The organism is Amycolatopsis sp. NBC_00348, from assembly GCF_036114655.1.
Taxonomy (GTDB): Bacteria; Actinomycetota; Actinomycetes; order Mycobacteriales; family Pseudonocardiaceae; genus Amycolatopsis.
The window spans coordinates 3,768,275-3,784,011 of record NZ_CP107994.1; the positions used below are offsets into that span (position 1 = coordinate 3,768,275).

Below are 15,737 nucleotides of genomic sequence, written 5' to 3' on the forward strand. Positions count from 1 at the left end.
GGAACTTTACGACCCGGGACGCCGCGTCAGCGGATGCGAGGGCCGGCGGACGTGGTGAAGCGGAACTCGATCGCGACCGGGACCGCGTCGAGGTCGAGCGCCTGCCGGAGCCGCGGCAGGCCCTCGGTCTCCAGGCGTTCGCGGATCTCCGTGGGGTCGCCGTCCTGCTCCACCGAGACGACCAGCGCCAGCGTCGGGTCCTCGCGGGTCCCGGCCAGCGTGGCGCGCGCCTGGTGCACGCCGGGGTACGTCCGGAGCTCCTCGGTGAACGGCGCCACCGCGGCGTCGGCGGCCAGTTCGGTCCGGCCGCGGTCCGGGTCCTGTTCGAAGCGCCACGTCTGCGTCCGCGGCCGGCGCGCCAGCTGGGCGAGCAGCCAGCGCAGCACCAGCAGCCCGAGCACCACGGCCACCGCGGCGGCGACGTAGAGCACCCACGTCGGCGGCGACGCCGTGCCCGGGACCAGCGGCGACCCCGGGTCGACGACGGTCAGCCGGCGGAAGTGCGTCGCGACCGCGAACCCGCCCGCGGCCAGCAGCACCAGCCCGACCAGGCCGAGCAGGACGCGGTTGAGCCGGGCGGGACGGTTCAGGTTCGTCATGACTTCCTCCGGGGAGCGCGGACCCGCACCGAGACGGCCGGCCGGGTGGCCGGGCCGACCTGGTCGAGCCGGTGACCGACCGCCTCGCGGACGGCGTCGGCGAGGCCGTCGGTGCGGGTCCGGGCCGTCTCGACCCGGACCTTCACTCGCCGGGTGCCGAGCTTGACCGCGGCACCGGACACGCCGTCGACGCCCGCCGCGGCGGCGCGCAGCGTCGAGCGGTAGCCGCCGCGAGCGGCGCCCGCGTCGAACGATCCGCCCAGCGGCAGCACGGTCATGGTCCCCGGCAGGATCGCGCCGAGCACCAGGACCAGGCCGAGCAGCGCGACGACGCCCCCGGCCACGGCCGGCAGCACGTCCGTCCACCGCAGGTCGTGCAGCCGGGACGCGACCGAGTCCGGGCTGACCCACGGACGTTCGCCGAGGATCAGCTGGACCGCCACGACGGCGACGAGCACGCACGCGGCCAGCACCACCACCGCGGTCAGGACAGCCGGGACGCTCCGGCGGGGACGGCGTTTCATTCGACCCTCCGTACTTGGCCCGCGGTGGTGTGCAGGGCGGTGACCACGAGGTCGACGCGCGTGACCGTGAGCCCGGTCAGCGCCTCCACCCGCTCCACGAGGTGTTCGCGCGCCCGTTCGGTGGTGCGCGCGACCGAGGCGGGGTAGACGATCGAGATCCGGACGTCGAGCGTCACGGTCCCGTCGCCGACGTGGGCGCTCACCTTCGCGGAGTGGTCGAGGTCCTCGCCGCTCAGGCTGACGCCGAGGACCCGGCCGGCCGCGCCGCCGACGTCGTCGACCTCGAGCACGGCGCAGGCGGCCAGCCGTTCGACCGCCTGCGCCGAGATGGTCAGCACGCCGCGCTCGGCGACCGGCGCGGTCAGGGTGGTGGTCACGCTCAGCCCCGATCGCGGCCGGAGAGCTGCGACAGGTCGAGCTTGCCGTCGAGGTAGCGCCCGACCAGGAAGCCGATCGCCCCCAGCACGGCGACGGCGGCGAACGCGCCGAAGCCGCCGAACGCGACGGCCAGCCCCAGGACGAGGCCGGTGAGCAGACCCAGCTGCGTGGACTTCACGAGACCCTCTCCTTCTCTTGTGCGGCAACCACTTGTCCGCGGATCTCCGGTGCGGGGATGTCCGGTCCGGTGACCTCCGGTGCGGCGCCGGCCGGTTCGGCCAGGTCCGCGATCACGACGTGCACCGGCCGCCCCGCGACGGCGGCGGCGGTGCGCACGGCCGCGGCGACGTCCGCGGCCACCAGCGGATAGCGCGTGGTGACCGCGATCGTGACGTCTTCGTCGCGGACGCGCACGCCCGCGATCCGCCGCGGCGGGTCGAGCGTGGCGATCTCGCCGAACCGGCCGCCGTGCAGCCCGGTCACGCCGGGTGCGATCCGCACGGCGGCCGCGATCCGGGCGGCGTCGGGTTCGGGATTCACTGCACCCGGCCGGTTTCGGTGGTCTCGCCCTCGTCCTCGGACGGCAGGTGCAGGTCGCCGACGTTGATGTTCACCTCGACCACCTCCAGGCCGGTCATCTGCTCGACGGCGGTGATCACGTTGCGGCGCACCGAACGCGACAGGTCCGCGATGGACACGCCGTACTCGACGACGATCTGCAGGTCGACGGCCGCCTGCTTCTCGCCGACCTCGACCGACACACCCTGCCCGGCCGAGGCGGTCGCGCCCGGGATCCGCTCGCGGATCGCGGAGAAGGCCCGCGCGGCGCCGCCGCCGAGGGCGTGCACGCCGGGGATCTCGCGCGTGGCCAGGCCGGCGATCTTCTGGACGACGACGTCGGCGATCGACGTGGCGCCCTCGGTCGTCACCAGCGCGCCGTCGCCGCCCTTCTTGGCCTGGTCGGACGGTGCCTGCTGGGCGGGCACCTTGGTGGCGGTGGCGTTCGTCATGACGTCTCCTTCGCACATCGGGAATGCGTTGTGTTCTCGCGGAAGCCCCTTGATTGTTCTTCCACACAGGACAGACAACGCGGTGGGAAGATCGTCACGACCCGATCGTGTGACACCCATCTCCCGTGTACGGATGACCGCCGGCGCTACCCGGCGACCGGAACCCCGGCGCGTTTCGCCGCCGCGCCCAGGGCGGCGATGACCGCCGCGCCGGCCACCGACAGCGCGATTCCCACCAGTACGGCCACATTCCAGCCCGCGACCAGGTCCGTCGCCGGGGTCGCCGACGGGTGAACCGCCAGCACCGTCACCACGGTGACGCCCAGCGCCGCGCCGACGTACCGGCTGGTGTTGTTGATGCCGCTGCCCATCCCGGCCCGGTGCGGCGGCACGCTCGCCACCGCTTCCCGGCCCAGCGACGCGTTCACCACGCCGGTGCCGAGCCCCGCCAGCAGCAGCCCGCCGAGCAGCGGGCCCGCGCCGGAGCCCGGGGTGACGAACGCGAGCGGCACCAGGCCGGCGGCCACCACCAGCAGGCCGGCGCTCAGCCGCGCCCCGCCGGAGAACGCCGCGGGCAGGCGCCGGGTCAGCAGCGCCGAGACCACACTGGTCGCCGACCAGGTCAGCACCACGAGCGACGCCGTCAGCGGGGTGAACGCCAGGCCGTTCTCCAGCATCGTGCACAGGAAGGCCATCAACGCCGTGACGCCGCCGCCCGCCACGAACGCGCCGGTCGTCGCCGAAAGCAGCGCCGGGCGGCGGAACAGCGTGAGGTCGAGCATCCCGCCCTCGGCCCGGCGCTGGTGCGCGAAGAACACGGCGAGCAGGACGACCGCGGCGACGAGGAGCGTCACCTCCAGCGGGCTCGTCCAGCCCTGGCGGCCTTCGGTGAGCGCGGCGAGCAGGGCCGCGAGGCCGCCGCCGAGCAGCAGCGAGCCGGCGACGTCGACCTTGCGCGCCCGGCCCGAGACGGACTCGTCGAGCAGGACCCGGCCGAGCACGGCGACGCCGAGGGACAGCACGGTGGTGACGAGGTAGAGCACGCGCCAGCCGGCGGCGAGGTCGAGGACCGCGCCGGCCACCGGGCCGATCGCGATACCGGCGCCGAGGCACGCGCCCCACACCCCGGTGGCGCGGGCGCGGCCGACGGCGTCCGGGAAGGCGTGGCCGAGCACGGCGAGACCGCAGGCGATCAGCGCGGCCGCCCCGAGCCCTTCGACGACCCGGCCGACGATGAAGGTCAGCGGCCCGGGCGCGACCGCGCACAGCAGCGACCCGGCGGCCAGCACCGCCCCGCCGGCCGCGAACACGCGCCGCCGGCCGAAGTCGTCGCCGATCGCGCCGGCCGACAGGAGGGCGACCGCCAGGCCGAGGCTCATCGAGCTGAGGATCCACGACGTCGCGATCGCGCCGGCGCCGAGCCCGCGGGCCACCGACGGGACGATCGAGAGCGGCGCGGTGAACACGAACATGGCGAGCAGGGTGCCGCCGCCGGAGGCGACGAGCACAGCGGCCGGGCGGCGGTCCATGCGGACTCCAGTTGATTCGGTGACCGAACTCTTCGCCCGGAGGCTAGCACGGTTTGTTCGTTCACCGAACCTTTCTGTGGCACACTGGGGCGCATGGCACTCCCCCGCGAGTACACCGGCCAGGCCTGCTCGATCGTGCGCGCCCTCGAGATCGTCGGCGAGCGCTGGACGCTGCTGATCGTGCGGGACGCGGTGTTCGGCGTCCGGCGGTTCAGCGACTTCCTGGAGCACCTGGGCACCCCCCGCGCGGTGCTGACCGAACGGCTGGAGTTCCTGGTCCGCGAAGAGGTCATGACCCGCGTCCCGGGGCCGGGCAAGCGAAGCGAGTACGAGCTGACCGCGAAGGGCCTCGCGCTGTGGCCGGTCGTCCGCTCCCTGTCGGCCTGGGGCGACGAGTTCTACGCCCCCGAAGGCCGCCGGCGGGTGTTCGTGCACGCCTCCTGCGGCGGCGAGGTGACCCCGGCGGGCGCGTGCGTCACGTGCGGCGCGCAGGTGCCGGTCGCCGAGACGGTGATGACCCCGGGCCCGGGGCTGCCGCCGCCGTCGTCACAGGACAGCCCGATCACGGCGGCCTTGGCCGAGCCGCGGCCGCTACTGCTGCCGGTGCACTGAGGGCACCGCGGTGAAGTGCCGCGCCACGGCGTCGGCGGCGGTCTTCACCGGACCCGGCCGGTCGTAGAAGTCGTACTGGGTGACGCCCTCGAGCCAGCGCTGCTCGACAGGCCCCGGCACCGAGGCGACGAACTCGCGGACACTCTCCGGGCTCGCCGCCGCGTCGCTGTGCACCACGAGCAACGGCACGGTAAGCCGGGACGCCGACGCCTGTGCGTCGTAGTCGAGCCACTGGTCCCACGAGGCGGGGTTGAACGTGTTGTCCCACGCGGGAATCGCGCCGCGCGCGGGGTCGGCGAAGTAGTCGGCGGGGAGGCTTTCGTCCGTGCGCGGCACCGCCGGTTCCAGCCGCTCCTCCCCCGTCCGCTCGTAGTGCTCCCGCGCTTCCCGGGCCGCGCCGCGGAGAGCGGCGACCCCCTGCGGGCCACCGAGGTTGGCCACCACCGTCTCGCGGCCGGGCAGGGCGGGCGCCACGAGGGCGAGTGACGAGAAGAGCGACGTCTTCGCCGCCGCCGAGGCCAGGTACGCGCCGCTCGCGCAGATGCCCAGGCCGGCGACGCGGTCGACGTCGGACCGCGCGGCCAGGTACCCGGCGGCCGCGCCCAGGTCGTCGGCCTTGGCCAGGGGATCCTCCATGGACCGCGGGCGGCCGCCGCTCGCGCCCCACGAGCGGAAGTCGAACGCCAGCGCGGAGAACCCGCGGGCGGCCAGCTCCCGGGCGTACTGCGCAGGCATCTGTTCCTTGACCGTGCGCCACGCGCCGGCCACGACCACGGCCGTCCGGGGACCGTCCACTTCGGACGCGGGGTGGAAGAGGTCGCCGGCCAGGTCCACTTCGGATGACGCGAACCGGACGCGCTCGACCGCCACTTGACTGTTCATGACTTGAACCGTACCAGCGCTCAACCATCGAGTTCAAGCGCTGTACCGTGCCAGCGTTGTAGGATCATCGGATGCGACTTCCCCACCGGTCACCGCTCGAGGCGCTCTACGAGATCGTCACGACGACGACCCGCGGCGCGGAGCCGGCGCTGGACGCACTCGGCCTGACCATGCCGACGGTCTACGTCCTGTGGGCCATCGACCCCGATGAGCCGCCGCCGACCATGAAGGCGATCTCGGAACGGATCGACAGCACCAAGTCCAACCTCACGTTCACCACCGAACGCCTGGTGGAGCTGGGTTATCTCACCAGAACCGAAGACCCGTCGAACCGCCGCTTCCGGGTCCTCGCCCTCACCCCCGAGGGCCGCGAGGCGCGGGAGGCCGCGCTCGCGGCGCTGGACGCCGCCTGCCCGCTGCGCAAGCTCGGCCGCAAGCAGCTCGACCAGCTCTTCGCCCTGCTCGACCACACCCTCGACGACTGAGCCTGGCCGAGGGTCACAGCTCGATCCGGCGTCGCCGGACGAGGACGAGCACCGTGAGCACCACCAGGGCGAGCACACTCGCGCCGGGACCCACGTACGCGCGGCCGGGGACGACCGCGGACGAGATGAGCGAGAAGTCCCAGAGCCCGTGGAGCAGGCCGGGCAGCAGCAACCCGCCGGTGCGCCGCCGGACGAGGTAGAAGAAGTAACCCGCCACGGCGACCACCAGCACCTGGACGAGCGCTTTCGGGCCGGTGGAGAACAGGTTCGCGGCGTGCGCGACGCCGAAGACGACCGACGACCACAGCGCGACCTTGCCCTCGGAGAAGCCGTGGGCGCGGAAGACCGTCACGCCGATCCCGCGGAAGAGCGCCTCTTCGGCGTAGCCGACGAACAACGCGCTCAGCAGGAGCAGCAGCGTGAAGCCGAGGCCGCGGTCGGCGAGCCCGGCGTAGTCGGTCGCGAGCAGGATCGCCACGACCATGATCACCGGGACGGCGACCACCCAGCGCTGCACCGGCCGGTCGTCGGTCAGCACCGGCCGCCACCACCGCAGCGCCGTGATCGCCACGGCGACCAGCACCAGCCCGATGCCGACCGGGAGCGTGAGGCTGCGCCAGACCTCGTCGAGCGAGGTCGGGCTGGCGTACGCGACGTCGATCCCGGCGGTCGCCGCCCAGCCGATCAGCCCGGTCACCACCACGTACCCGACGACCAGGGCGAGGTACGCCCACACCGGCAGCGCGCGGCTCCCGGCCTTGACAGGCTGCGACGACATACGACTCCACTCCGCCGGGAGCCCCGCGGGCTCGGGTCCCGATCATGACCCAGCGGCGCGGGTCTCGCGAACTCTTGACAAGCAACCCCATCAGCCTGTCATGCTTACTCATGCGCGAATGGACGTGGTAACGAGCAGTTTCTCGCACTTTCCGGAGGCTCGAGTGCATCGACGGCTAAGCGGAACCCCTCGACGGCTGCTGTGCGGCGCCGTCGCCCTGGCGCTCACGGGAGCCCTCGCGGCGCCCGCGGCGGCGGACCGGCTCACGGCGGGGACCTTCTCGGTGCCACGCAGCGGCGACGCCCCGGGCTACCAGGTGCGCGTCGACCCCGCCCACCTCGGCGTCAGCGTTTCGCGAGGTGGGGAGACCCTGCTGCGCACCGCGCCGGACGCGTTCACCTTCGGCGCCGCGGTGGCGACGCGCGTGCGGTCCGTCTCGAAGCAGGGCGCGACCGTGGTCGTCGAAGCCGACAGCACCGCGGGCAGGACCGTGACCCTGCGGCTGACGCCGCACGCGGACCGGTTCGACCTGAGCTGGTCGGTGGCCGGCGAGCCGGCCGGGGACCGGGCGACGCACTTCGACCTGGCGGCGTCCGGGCACTGGTACGGCGGCGGGGAGACGAGCGAGGGCACGCCCCAGCCGTACCCGCTCTCCGCGGGCGCGGTGGACGAGCCGGAGTTCTCCCCCGCCAGCTACATGATGCAGGAGCCGTACTTCTACACCTCGAAGTCGATCGGGGTGTACGTCCGCACCGCGCAGCCGATGAAGGTCGCGCTGGCGAACGGACGCGCCGACCTCACCGTCACCGGGTCGGCGGAGTACGCGAGCACGGTGTTCGTCGAGTCGAGCCGCCGCGCGGTCTACGACGACTACATCGGCGAAGTCGGCAAGCCGGAGAAGAGCGACGCGACCGACGCCGAGTACGCCAGTCCACTGTGGAACTCGTGGGCGCAGTACTACCGGAACATCGACCAGGACAAGGTCGTCGCGTGGGCGCGCGACCTGAAGGCCGCGAACGTCGCCGGCCACACCGTGCAGCTCGACGACAAGTGGGAGTCGAACTACGGCAACCTGACCTTCGACGCGAAGACGTTCCCCGATCCGAAGAAGCTCGTCGACGACATCCACGGCATGGGCCAGAAGTTCGGGCTGTGGACGACGTTCTGGATCAACCTCGACTCGGCGAACTACGGGTACGCCCGCGACCACGGCTACCTGCTGCACGCGAAGGCGAACCCCGCCGAGCCGTGCACCGTGACGTGGTGGAACGGCACAGCGGGGATCATCGACCTCGGCAACCCGCAGGCCCGCGACTGGTACACCGGCAACCTGCGCACGCTGATGGCGGACTACGGCGTCGACGGCTTCAAGTTCGACACCCGGTTCTTCGACGACAGCTGCGCGACGTCGAACGGCCTGACGCCGCAGGACTACCAGAAGCTCGGCGCGGACATGACCGACCATTTCGACCAGCAGGGCGCCGGCATCCGCACGCACTGGGGCAACCAGCGCTACGGCTTCGTCATCCGCGCGGTCGACGCGGACACGACGTGGGACGGCCTGCGCACCTCCCTGCGCCGGGCTTCGGCGATCTCCGCCGACGGCTACCCGTTCGTCGAGACCGACATGATCGGCGGCTCCGAGAGCATGCCGCCGCCGTCGGAGGAAGTCCTGGTGCGCTGGGCGCAGGCGGCGTCGCTGATGCCGCTGATGTACGCCTCGACGTCGCCGGTGACGACCGTCGACACCACCACCGGCAAGCCGGTGACCTACCCCGCCGACACCGCCCGTCTGTACGCCGACGCGGTGCGCACGCACGCGAAGCTGGCCGGTTACCTGCAGACGCAGGTGAAGCAGGCGGTCGCGGACGGCACGCCGATCATGCGGCCGGTCTTCTTCGACTTCCCCGTCGACCACCGCTTCGACACGATCGACGACGAGTGGCTGCTCGGCCCGGCCCTGCTCGCCGCGCCGATGATCACCGCGGGCACGTCGCGCGACGTCGTCCTGCCGGCCGGCCTGTGGTTCGACCCGAACACCCACCGCGTCGAGCTGGGCGGGCGCACCTTGCGCGGCTACCCGGCGCCGCTCGGCACCACCCCGATGTTCGTGCGCCTCGGCGCCGCGGGTTCGGCCGGCCTGATCACCGCGCTGTCCCGCTGAGCTGACCGGCGCTCACGCGGGAACCGAGCACCCGCGTGAGCGCGTCGGCCAGCGACGTGTCCGACGTCGAATGCCACGCGACCACGACGTCGGGCCGCAGCAGCAACGCACCGTCGGCGGGCAGGCGGACCTCAGCCAGCCAGCCGTCGTGCGGCACCGAGGCCCACCGCAGCCCGAGCCGGTCGGCCTCGGCGATCCAGTGGCCGTTGTCCGGGCCGGTGAGCAGCGTCAGACCCGGCCCGGCGTAGTCCACAGTGGACGTCTCCGCGTCGAGCCACGCGTGCGGGACGCGGGTGCCGGGGCGGCCCGCCGGGGCGTAGTGGTCGGCGGGCGCGGGGTCGCGGCCGTCCGGGACGAACGCGCCGTCCGCGTACTGGGTGCCGAACATCGTCGTCATCGGGTCGCCCGGCAGCCCGCCGCCCTTGGTGAAGGCGGACAGCATGTCGCCCACGTGCCCGATCACCGTGCTGGACGCCTCGGCGATCGCGTAGCCGGCCGGACGGCGTTCGGTGTCGTACGTGCCGAGCAGCGCCGGGGCCGCCTTCCCGGCCAGCACAGCGGCGAGCTTCCAGGCGAGGTTGGCCGCGTCGGCGACGGCCGTGTTCGCGCCGGCCGCGGCCATCGGGGGCATCACGTGCGCGGCGTCGCCCGTCAGGAACACCCGGCCGTCGGCGAACCGGTCGGCCACGCGCATCGCGGACTCCCACGGTGACCGGCCGAGCAGCTCGACGTCGAGGTCCGGCACGCCCACCACGATCCGCAGGAGGTCCAGCCAGTCGCCGTCGCCGAGGGTGCCCGCGTCGGGGAAGTCGGCGGTGGAGAACAGCCAGCGGTCGGTGCCGTTGACCGAGAGGAACGCGCCCGAGGCCACCGGGTTCTCGATCTGGCACAGGTTGAACGGCTTGTCCCGCACCAGGTCCGTGAGGTCGGCGCGGAAGTGGAGGTCGAGGTTGTCGGCGAGGTGGCCGTGGCCGCCGCGGGTGATGCCCAGCGCCTCGCGGACGGGGCTGCGGGCGCCGTCGGCGGCGACCAGGTAGTCCGCGGCCAGCTCGTACGGCTCGCCGTCCGCCGGCCGCAGCACCGCCGTCACCCCGTAGTCGTCCTGGGTGAACGACACGAGTTCGGTGCCGAGCCGCACGGACACGCCACGCTCCTGGGCGGCCCGGCGCAGCAGCGGTTCCAGCACGGACTGGGGACACAGGACGTTCGGTGCCGGACTCAGCTCGGGCATCCGCCCCTGCTGCCCCCGCCGGGCGCGCAGCAGGTCGGTCAGCTCCCGCGGGCGGGCCGCGGCGAGCGTCGGGCCGGTCAGCACCTGGCTGAACGCCGCCAGTGGCGCGCTCGCCTCGTCGACCTCGTCGGCCAGGCCGAGCAGGCGGAACATCTCGGTGCTGCGGGGGTTGAAGCGGCGCGCCTTCGGCTGGGGCGACGAGCCGTCGCGCCGGTCCACGAGCACCGGGAACACCCCTTCGCGACGCAGCAGCAGGGCGGTGGTCAGGCCGGCGATCCCGCCGCCGCTGATCAGGACGGGGACACGTGCGGTCATGGGAGACTCCCTCTAAAAGTGACACGGTACAACTCAGTACACCGTGCAACTAGTGATATCGTCAAGCCATGACCACGGAGACCGGGCCGGGCCGGCGCGAGCGCAAGAAGGCGGCCACCCACCGGGCGCTGGCCGACGCGGCCCTGCGACTGTTCCTCGAGCGCGGGTTCGACGACGTCGGCGTCCGCGAGATCGCCGAGGCCGCCGACGTGTCCACCACGACCCTGCAGAAACACTTCCCCACCAAGGAATCCCTGGTCTTCGACCGGGACGGCGATGTCGAGGAGGGCCTGATCGCCGCCGTGCGCGACCGCGCGCCCGGCACCTCGGTACTGGACGCGCTTCGGGACTACACGCTCGCCCGCGTCCGGCTGGGCGCCGCGACCGAAGGCGCGTCGGCGTTCCTGGACCTCGTGCACCGGACGCCCGCACTGAGCCGGTACTGGCACCGGATGTGGATGCGCCACGAAGACGCGCTCAGGCGGGCTCTCGCCACGGAAACCGGGGCCCCCGAGGACGATCCCGGCTGCGCCGCGCTGGCGCACTTCGCCTTGGAGACGTCAGCGCTGGCGATGCGGGCCGCGGATCCGGTCGCGACGGCCGAAGCCGCGTTCGCGATCCTGGACCACGGCTGGCCGGCCTCTCGCTGAGTCCGGCGCTACTGCAACGGGCCGAGGACCGACCAGTGCTCGACGAACTGCCCGTCGCGCATCCGCACGAAGTCCATCACGCGGAACTCGACGCCCCGGCCCGACGGCGGCGTGCCCAGCCACTCGCCGACGTGCCGCCCGCGGTAGATCTTGTGGGTGGCGACGACGTCATCGGTGTCCACGCAGTGCACGATCTCGACCTTCAGGCCGGCGAACGCGGTGTGCAGCGCCCGCGTGACCGCGGCCACGCTCCGGCGATCGTCCGGCAGGCCGTTCTTCGCCGACCGGTTCCGGAAATCGGGGTGGACGAAGTCGTCGATCAGCTCGACCCGGCTGCCCTCGTGCACCTGCTCGACGAACGCGCGCATCCGCGCGACGTTGCCGGAATCCGTACCCACCCGGCCACGATACTCAGAGACAGGGCGGCCGGTAGCCGTCGACGCGCAGGCCGCGGAAGGCCAGCACGTTCGGCGTCTTGCCGACGAACACCAGGCCGCGGGCCTCGGTCAGCGCCGAGGCGAACGAGTACGTCGGCGTGCCCAGCTCGGGCAGCGACGTCCAGGCGCGGGGCGCGAAGCTGAAGAACCTCGTCACGACCTTGCCGTGCGTCGAGGGCACGAGCGTCAGCCACTTGTCGCCGCCGCTCCAGTGCGACGCCGGGCGCAGCTGGACGTAGAGGTCGTCGGTCGCGCTGTAGGTCAGCCGGAAGCCCGCCGACCGGGACAGGTCGGCCTGCGCCTCGAACTGGTTGCCGAGCCAGAGGACGGCCACGTGCCACTCGGCGTTGAGGAAGCTCACCTTCGCCGCGTACCGGCCGTGGTCGCGCACGAGCAGGCTGCCCGTCGCCGGCACCGTCGTGCCCTCGCCGCTGGCGAGCCACTGCTGGTAGCCGTCGATCGACGGCGTCGCGCACTCGCACGAGCCGGCGGCTGACGCGCTCGCCGTCCCGAGCAGCGACATCACCAGCACCAGGACAAAAGCTGCAAACGGAACCCGTGCGCGCATTCCCGGGAAGCTAGCAAAGACCGGCGACCGCCCGCGCACACGTGTTTCGGTGAGCGGGACCGTGTGGCGCGCGTCACGGAATGCCTGTCGATCTTCGGCGCTGAACAGTAGAGAAAGCGTTTCGATCCGAGGGAGTGCCATGTCCGCCACCACCACGCCGCCCGAGGCGTCGACCGCGCCGGTCGTGCCCGTGCTCGACGACTTCGACTTCCCGCTCACCGACGGCGCCGCCTGCCGCATCGACGACCCGGACTGCGAAGCCTGCCAGTGAGCCCGAGCGCGGGCCGTCCACTCCGGTGGCCGGCCCGCGCCCCCGGCTCAGCCGCCGGCCGGACGCTCGACGACCACCGTGGCCATCAGCGAGTGGCCGACTCCCAGGCCCTGCTGGGACTGCTGTTCACACGCGAACAACGCCTGCGCGAGCCGCTTCGCCTGCTCCGGTGAGCGCAGCTCCGCCGCCGCGAGGACGCCGTTCCAGCGCTCGGCGAAGGCCGCGAAGAACGCCTCGACCCGCGCCGGCACCTCCCCCGCGGGCGGCGTGAACCGCAGCTGCGCCGGAGCGACGTCGGTGGTGCCGCGCGCGAGCTCGTTGAGCAGCGTGCGGTACGGCGGGATCGCCTGGTTGAACGCGCGGGTGGCGGTGTGCCGGCCGACGAGCACGGACCGGTCGGTGAAGGTCACCGCGCCCAGCCGGGCGCCCGCGCCGATCGCGGCCTGGACGAGGGCGTCGTCGAGGGACCCCCGGTCGTAGAAGCTCATCTGGTCGTGGACGGTCTCGTTCGCCCCCTCGAAGAAGCTCATGTTGTACGCCCAGCGCGTCTCCGGCCAGCGCGGCGTCCATTCGACCGAGTAGCGCCCGAGCACGTCGACGATCATCACGGCGCTGTCGCGGGTCTCGACGATCCGCCGCATGAGCCCGGTCAAGACGTCGATCGTGTCGGCGTGCGGCAGGTGCGAATAGGGCACCCCGCAAGACAAGTAGAGGTCGAAGTCGCCGGCGGGGAGCTCGGCGCGCATGTCGGCGACCTCGAACTCGGCGGGCCGCCCGGCGTGCAGCGAGCGCGCCGTCTCGACCATGCCGGGGTCGAGGTCGACGCCGAGGTAGGCGAGCCGGCTGTCGTCGGTCACCGGGGCGAGGTCGCCGTGCGGCTCGGTGAGCAGCGCGAGCCCGTCGCCGGTGCCGGCACCGATGTCGACCACCCGCAGCGGCTCGTCCGGCCCGCGCCGGGCCAGGTCGACGGCGTCGCGCAGGACCCGGTGCGTGACCACCTCTTCGAGCATGGTCTTCACCGGATCCCGGCGCTTGGGCGAGGTGTAGTGGGCTTTCGCGTCGCGGTAGGACGTGGCGGCTGTCGTGTTCACGCCTCACCCCGGGTGCGAGCATCGTCGATCAGTACGTATGACGCGTTGCTGGTCGTGATCTCCATATCCCGATTCTGGCAAGAAAAGCCGTTCGGGTGACCGGACGTCTCGGATCGTGCCCACTGCGTTCCGTTCCTTCAGACCGGTGTAGTGGTCAGCATCCAGTGGCTGAACGCGGCGTACCGCGCCGCGAACCCGGCGGGACCGGTGGCTGCTTCGACCGCGGCGGAGAACTCCCGGACCCGCTCGAACCGGGCGATGCGGGCGTGTTCGTACTGCTCGAGGGCCTCGGTCAAGTCCGCTGACGCCAGCGCGGTCCGCAACACGCCGGCGTCCTCGACGCCGAGGGTGCCGCCCGCGGCGATGTGCGGCGAGAGGCCGTGGGCGGCGTCGCCGATGAGCGCCACGCGCGAGCCGGTCCAGCGCGGCAGCGGGGGCACGAGCATGATCCGGTTCTCGAGGATCGCGTCCTCGGAGGTGGCCGCGATCATCCGCAGCAGCTCGTCGTGCCAGCCCGCTTCGGCGAGGTTGCGGGCGCGTGCCAGAGCGCGGTCGCGCTTGCTCCCCGACAGCGAACCGGCTTCGAACTGGTTGACCATCCACATGGTCTGCCCGTCGGCGACGCGGGTGTAGCCGCCTCGCGTGCCGTCCGTCCCGATGGTCAGCACGGTGCCTTCGGGGCGTTCGTCCCCGGCCCGCACGATCGCGCGCCACGCGTAGTGCCCGGCGTGCGCCTGGGCGTCGGTGCCCGGCAGCAGCCCCGAGCGGACCCGGGAGTACACGCCGTCGGCGCCGATCAGCAGGTCGGCGTGCAGGCTCTCGCCGCCGTCGAGGTGGACGACGACCTCGTCCGCGTGGTCCTCGAACCCGGTCAGCCGGGCGGAGAGCCGGATCCGGTCGCGACCGATGACGTCGGCGAGCAGTGTGTTCAACGCCGGCCGGGGCACCAGCAGGAAGCGGTGATCGCTGTCGTCGTACCCCTTGGCGCGCAACGGCTTCCCGGCCGGGTCGAAGAACCACGCGTTGATCTCCTGCCCGAGCGCGCGGACGTCGACGCCGGCGTCTTCGAGCACCCGGATCGCGTTGGCCCACAAGCCGATCCCGGCCCCGGCGGCCCGGATCCCGGGCGCCTGCTCCAGGACGGTGACGTCGTGCCCGATCCGCCGCAGGGCCGCGGCGGTGGTGAGCCCGACGAGGCCGCCCCCGGCGATCACAGTGTGCATGTCCCGCTCCTTCGTTCGCTCCTGCCTCCAGTCAAGGACGACGACGTCATGATGGCAAATGCATGTTCGCTATCTGTAGCATTACCTGGGTGCATCTTGATCTGAACCTGCTGGTCGCGCTGGACGCCCTGCTCGACGAAGGCAGCGTCGGCGCCGCCGCGGACCGGCTCCACCTCTCCCAGCCGGCCATGAGCCGGACGCTCGGGCGCATCCGGCGCGCGACCGGCGACGAGATCCTCGTCCGCGCCGGCCGGGTGATGCTGCCGACGCCCTACGCCGAGCGGATCCGCGACGAAGTGCACCAGCTGGTCACACGCGCCCAGACGATCTTCACCGCGGGGACCGACCTCGACCTGGCCACCCTGGACCGCACGTTCACGCTGCAGTGCAACGACGTCGTGGCGGGCGCGCTGGTCCCCCGTCTGATCGCCCGCGTCGCGGCGACGGCCCCGGGCGTCTGCCTGCGGGTGCTCGGCGAGGCGGACACGGACGCCGACGGGCTGCGCCGGGGCACCGTCGACGTCCGGCTGACCGACGAGACGACGCACCCCGCCGACGTGCGCTCGGCGACCGTCCTGACCGACACCCTGGTCACCGCCGGCCGCCACGACCTCGCCGTCGACCCGGCGACGACGGCCGGGTTCACGGCGCTGCCCCACGTCGTCGTCTCCCGCCGCGGCCGCCGTCGTCACCGCATCGACGACGTCCTGGAGGCGCACGGCACCGCCCGGCGCGTCTCTCTCATCGTGCCCACTTTGGCCATGGCCCTGGCCGCCGTCACCACCGCCGAGCTCGTCACCGTCGTCCCCGGGATGGCCGCCGCCCGGCTCGGCCCGGAGCTGCGCGGGTGGCCGCTTCCCGTGCCGACGCCGGCGATCCCCGCGGTGCTGGCCTGGCACGCCCGCCACGACCGCGACAGTGCCCACACGTGGTTGCGCGACACGATCCGGGACGTCCTTTCTGTCGGTGGTCCCCGGTAACGTCTGGTGC

20 protein-coding genes are annotated in these 15,737 nt (G+C 72.9%); 6 read left to right on the plus strand and 14 right to left on the minus strand.

Translation table 11 applies throughout. From position 1 onward, the window contains the following. Window positions 1-26: 26 nt before the first annotated feature. The 7 genes from amaP to OHS58_RS16155 form a co-directional block, all read right to left on the minus strand. Complete coding sequence (gene amaP / locus OHS58_RS16125) at window positions 27-599, minus strand: alkaline shock response membrane anchor protein AmaP (protein WP_326949048.1); 573 nt, start codon at window positions 597-599, stop codon at window positions 27-29. Further along, the gene (locus OHS58_RS16130) at window positions 596-1,123 is read right to left on the minus strand and encodes a DUF6286 domain-containing protein (RefSeq protein WP_326949047.1); all 528 of its coding nucleotides are present in this window, start codon (window positions 1,121-1,123) and stop codon (window positions 596-598) included. Before OHS58_RS16130 ends, amaP begins: the two co-directional genes overlap by 4 nt. After that, window positions 1,120-1,500: an Asp23/Gls24 family envelope stress response protein gene (locus OHS58_RS16135; protein ID WP_247051230.1), complete on the minus strand. Its 381-nt coding sequence runs from the start codon at window positions 1,498-1,500 to the stop codon at window positions 1,120-1,122. Before OHS58_RS16135 ends, OHS58_RS16130 begins: the two co-directional genes overlap by 4 nt. 2 nt (window positions 1,501-1,502) lie before the next feature. Next, window positions 1,503-1,679: a hypothetical protein gene (locus tag OHS58_RS16140; protein WP_247051229.1), complete on the minus strand. Its 177-nt coding sequence runs from the start codon at window positions 1,677-1,679 to the stop codon at window positions 1,503-1,505. Then, a complete protein-coding gene (locus tag OHS58_RS16145; RefSeq protein WP_328648815.1) occupies window positions 1,676-2,041 on the minus strand; it encodes a hypothetical protein in 366 nt (121 codons plus the stop codon). The genes OHS58_RS16140 and OHS58_RS16145 overlap by 4 nt, the downstream gene beginning before the upstream one ends. Next, entirely contained in the window at window positions 2,038-2,511 is a 474-nt protein-coding gene (locus tag OHS58_RS16150; RefSeq protein WP_247051227.1) for an Asp23/Gls24 family envelope stress response protein, read from the minus strand. The genes OHS58_RS16145 and OHS58_RS16150 overlap by 4 nt, the downstream gene beginning before the upstream one ends. Before the next feature lie 146 nt (window positions 2,512-2,657). Beyond that, on the minus strand, window positions 2,658-4,040 hold the full coding sequence (locus OHS58_RS16155; RefSeq protein WP_328648816.1) for an MFS transporter: 1,383 nt from the start codon (window positions 4,038-4,040) through the stop codon (window positions 2,658-2,660). Between the two features lie 93 nt (window positions 4,041-4,133). On the opposite strand from OHS58_RS16155, the gene OHS58_RS16160 reads away from it, so the two are divergent. Next, on the plus strand, window positions 4,134-4,652 hold the full coding sequence (locus OHS58_RS16160; protein ID WP_328648817.1) for a winged helix-turn-helix transcriptional regulator: 519 nt from the start codon (window positions 4,134-4,136) through the stop codon (window positions 4,650-4,652). On the opposite strand, the gene OHS58_RS16165 is transcribed toward OHS58_RS16160, so the two are convergent. Continuing rightward, window positions 4,632-5,534 carry an alpha/beta hydrolase gene (locus OHS58_RS16165; RefSeq protein WP_328648818.1) on the minus strand — a complete coding sequence of 301 codons (903 nt, stop codon included), beginning with the start codon at window positions 5,532-5,534 and terminating at the stop codon, window positions 4,632-4,634. The two genes, OHS58_RS16160 and OHS58_RS16165, sit on opposite strands and share 21 nt — an antisense overlap. Before the next feature lie 71 nt (window positions 5,535-5,605). Between OHS58_RS16165 and OHS58_RS16170 the strand changes: the two genes are divergently transcribed. Further along, complete coding sequence (locus OHS58_RS16170) at window positions 5,606-6,019, plus strand: MarR family winged helix-turn-helix transcriptional regulator (protein WP_328648819.1); 414 nt, start codon at window positions 5,606-5,608, stop codon at window positions 6,017-6,019. A gap of 13 nt (window positions 6,020-6,032) precedes the next feature. Here the strand turns inward: OHS58_RS16170 and OHS58_RS16175 are convergent, their stop codons facing one another. Next, window positions 6,033-6,797 (minus strand): CPBP family glutamic-type intramembrane protease, encoded by a 765-nt coding sequence (locus OHS58_RS16175; protein ID WP_328648820.1) that lies wholly within the window; start codon window positions 6,795-6,797, stop codon window positions 6,033-6,035. Window positions 6,798-6,960: 163 nt separating this feature from the next. On the opposite strand from OHS58_RS16175, the gene OHS58_RS16180 reads away from it, so the two are divergent. Continuing rightward, window positions 6,961-8,961 (plus strand): glycoside hydrolase family 31 protein, encoded by a 2,001-nt coding sequence (locus tag OHS58_RS16180; protein ID WP_328648821.1) that lies wholly within the window; start codon window positions 6,961-6,963, stop codon window positions 8,959-8,961. On the opposite strand, the gene OHS58_RS16185 is transcribed toward OHS58_RS16180, so the two are convergent. Next, a complete protein-coding gene (locus tag OHS58_RS16185; protein WP_328648822.1) occupies window positions 8,942-10,507 on the minus strand; it encodes an FAD-dependent monooxygenase in 1,566 nt (521 codons plus the stop codon). The genes OHS58_RS16180 and OHS58_RS16185 overlap by 20 nt on opposite strands. A gap of 68 nt (window positions 10,508-10,575) precedes the next feature. On the opposite strand from OHS58_RS16185, the gene OHS58_RS16190 reads away from it, so the two are divergent. After that, complete coding sequence (locus tag OHS58_RS16190) at window positions 10,576-11,157, plus strand: TetR/AcrR family transcriptional regulator (RefSeq protein ID WP_328648823.1); 582 nt, start codon at window positions 10,576-10,578, stop codon at window positions 11,155-11,157. An 8-nt stretch (window positions 11,158-11,165) separates the two neighbouring features. Here OHS58_RS16190 and OHS58_RS16195 read toward each other — a convergent pair whose 3' ends face one another. Continuing rightward, window positions 11,166-11,555: an ester cyclase gene (locus OHS58_RS16195; RefSeq protein WP_328648824.1), complete on the minus strand. Its 390-nt coding sequence runs from the start codon at window positions 11,553-11,555 to the stop codon at window positions 11,166-11,168. Between the two features lie 13 nt (window positions 11,556-11,568). Further along, window positions 11,569-12,162, minus strand: coding sequence for a hypothetical protein (locus OHS58_RS16200; protein ID WP_326949035.1), 594 nt, complete (start codon window positions 12,160-12,162; stop codon window positions 11,569-11,571). Window positions 12,163-12,301: 139 nt separating this feature from the next. Here OHS58_RS16200 and OHS58_RS16205 point away from each other — a divergent pair, with 139 nt between their 5' ends. Further along, on the plus strand, window positions 12,302-12,433 hold the full coding sequence (locus OHS58_RS16205) for a hypothetical protein (RefSeq protein ID WP_326949034.1): 132 nt from the start codon (window positions 12,302-12,304) through the stop codon (window positions 12,431-12,433). 47 nt (window positions 12,434-12,480) lie between these two features. Here OHS58_RS16205 and OHS58_RS16210 read toward each other — a convergent pair whose 3' ends face one another. Beyond that, window positions 12,481-13,524: a class I SAM-dependent methyltransferase gene (locus OHS58_RS16210; RefSeq protein ID WP_328648825.1), complete on the minus strand. Its 1,044-nt coding sequence runs from the start codon at window positions 13,522-13,524 to the stop codon at window positions 12,481-12,483. Window positions 13,525-13,661: 137 nt separating this feature from the next. Further along, the gene (locus OHS58_RS16215; protein WP_328649819.1) at window positions 13,662-14,807 is read right to left on the minus strand and encodes an FAD-dependent oxidoreductase; all 1,146 of its coding nucleotides are present in this window, start codon (window positions 14,805-14,807) and stop codon (window positions 13,662-13,664) included. Between the two features lie 29 nt (window positions 14,808-14,836). Here OHS58_RS16215 and OHS58_RS16220 point away from each other — a divergent pair, with 29 nt between their 5' ends. Then, a complete protein-coding gene (locus tag OHS58_RS16220; protein WP_328648826.1) occupies window positions 14,837-15,727 on the plus strand; it encodes a LysR family transcriptional regulator in 891 nt (296 codons plus the stop codon). The last annotated feature ends 10 nt before the right edge of the window (window positions 15,728-15,737 follow it).

What these genes read in the sequence shown, in the direction of transcription:
- amaP (WP_326949048.1), bottom strand. Translation starts at nt 599, where the DNA reads ATGACGAACCTGAACCGTCCCGCCCGGCTCAACCGCGTCCTGCTCGGC.
- OHS58_RS16130 (WP_326949047.1), bottom strand. Translation starts at nt 1,123, where the DNA reads ATGAAACGCCGTCCCCGCCGGAGCGTCCCGGCTGTCCTGACCGCGGTG.
- OHS58_RS16150 (WP_247051227.1), bottom strand. Translation starts at nt 2,511, where the DNA reads ATGACGAACGCCACCGCCACCAAGGTGCCCGCCCAGCAGGCACCGTCC.
- OHS58_RS16155 (WP_328648816.1), bottom strand. Translation starts at nt 4,040, where the DNA reads ATGGACCGCCGCCCGGCCGCTGTGCTCGTCGCCTCCGGCGGCGGCACC.
- OHS58_RS16160 (WP_328648817.1), top strand. Translation starts at nt 4,134, where the DNA reads ATGGCACTCCCCCGCGAGTACACCGGCCAGGCCTGCTCGATCGTGCGC.
- OHS58_RS16165 (WP_328648818.1), bottom strand. Translation starts at nt 5,534, where the DNA reads ATGAACAGTCAAGTGGCGGTCGAGCGCGTCCGGTTCGCGTCATCCGAA.
- OHS58_RS16170 (WP_328648819.1), top strand. Translation starts at nt 5,606, where the DNA reads ATGCGACTTCCCCACCGGTCACCGCTCGAGGCGCTCTACGAGATCGTC.
- OHS58_RS16175 (WP_328648820.1), bottom strand. Translation starts at nt 6,797, where the DNA reads ATGTCGTCGCAGCCTGTCAAGGCCGGGAGCCGCGCGCTGCCGGTGTGG.
- OHS58_RS16185 (WP_328648822.1), bottom strand. Translation starts at nt 10,507, where the DNA reads ATGACCGCACGTGTCCCCGTCCTGATCAGCGGCGGCGGGATCGCCGGC.
- OHS58_RS16190 (WP_328648823.1), top strand. Translation starts at nt 10,576, where the DNA reads ATGACCACGGAGACCGGGCCGGGCCGGCGCGAGCGCAAGAAGGCGGCC.
- OHS58_RS16200 (WP_326949035.1), bottom strand. Translation starts at nt 12,162, where the DNA reads ATGCGCGCACGGGTTCCGTTTGCAGCTTTTGTCCTGGTGCTGGTGATG.
- OHS58_RS16205 (WP_326949034.1), top strand. Translation starts at nt 12,302, where the DNA reads ATGTCCGCCACCACCACGCCGCCCGAGGCGTCGACCGCGCCGGTCGTG.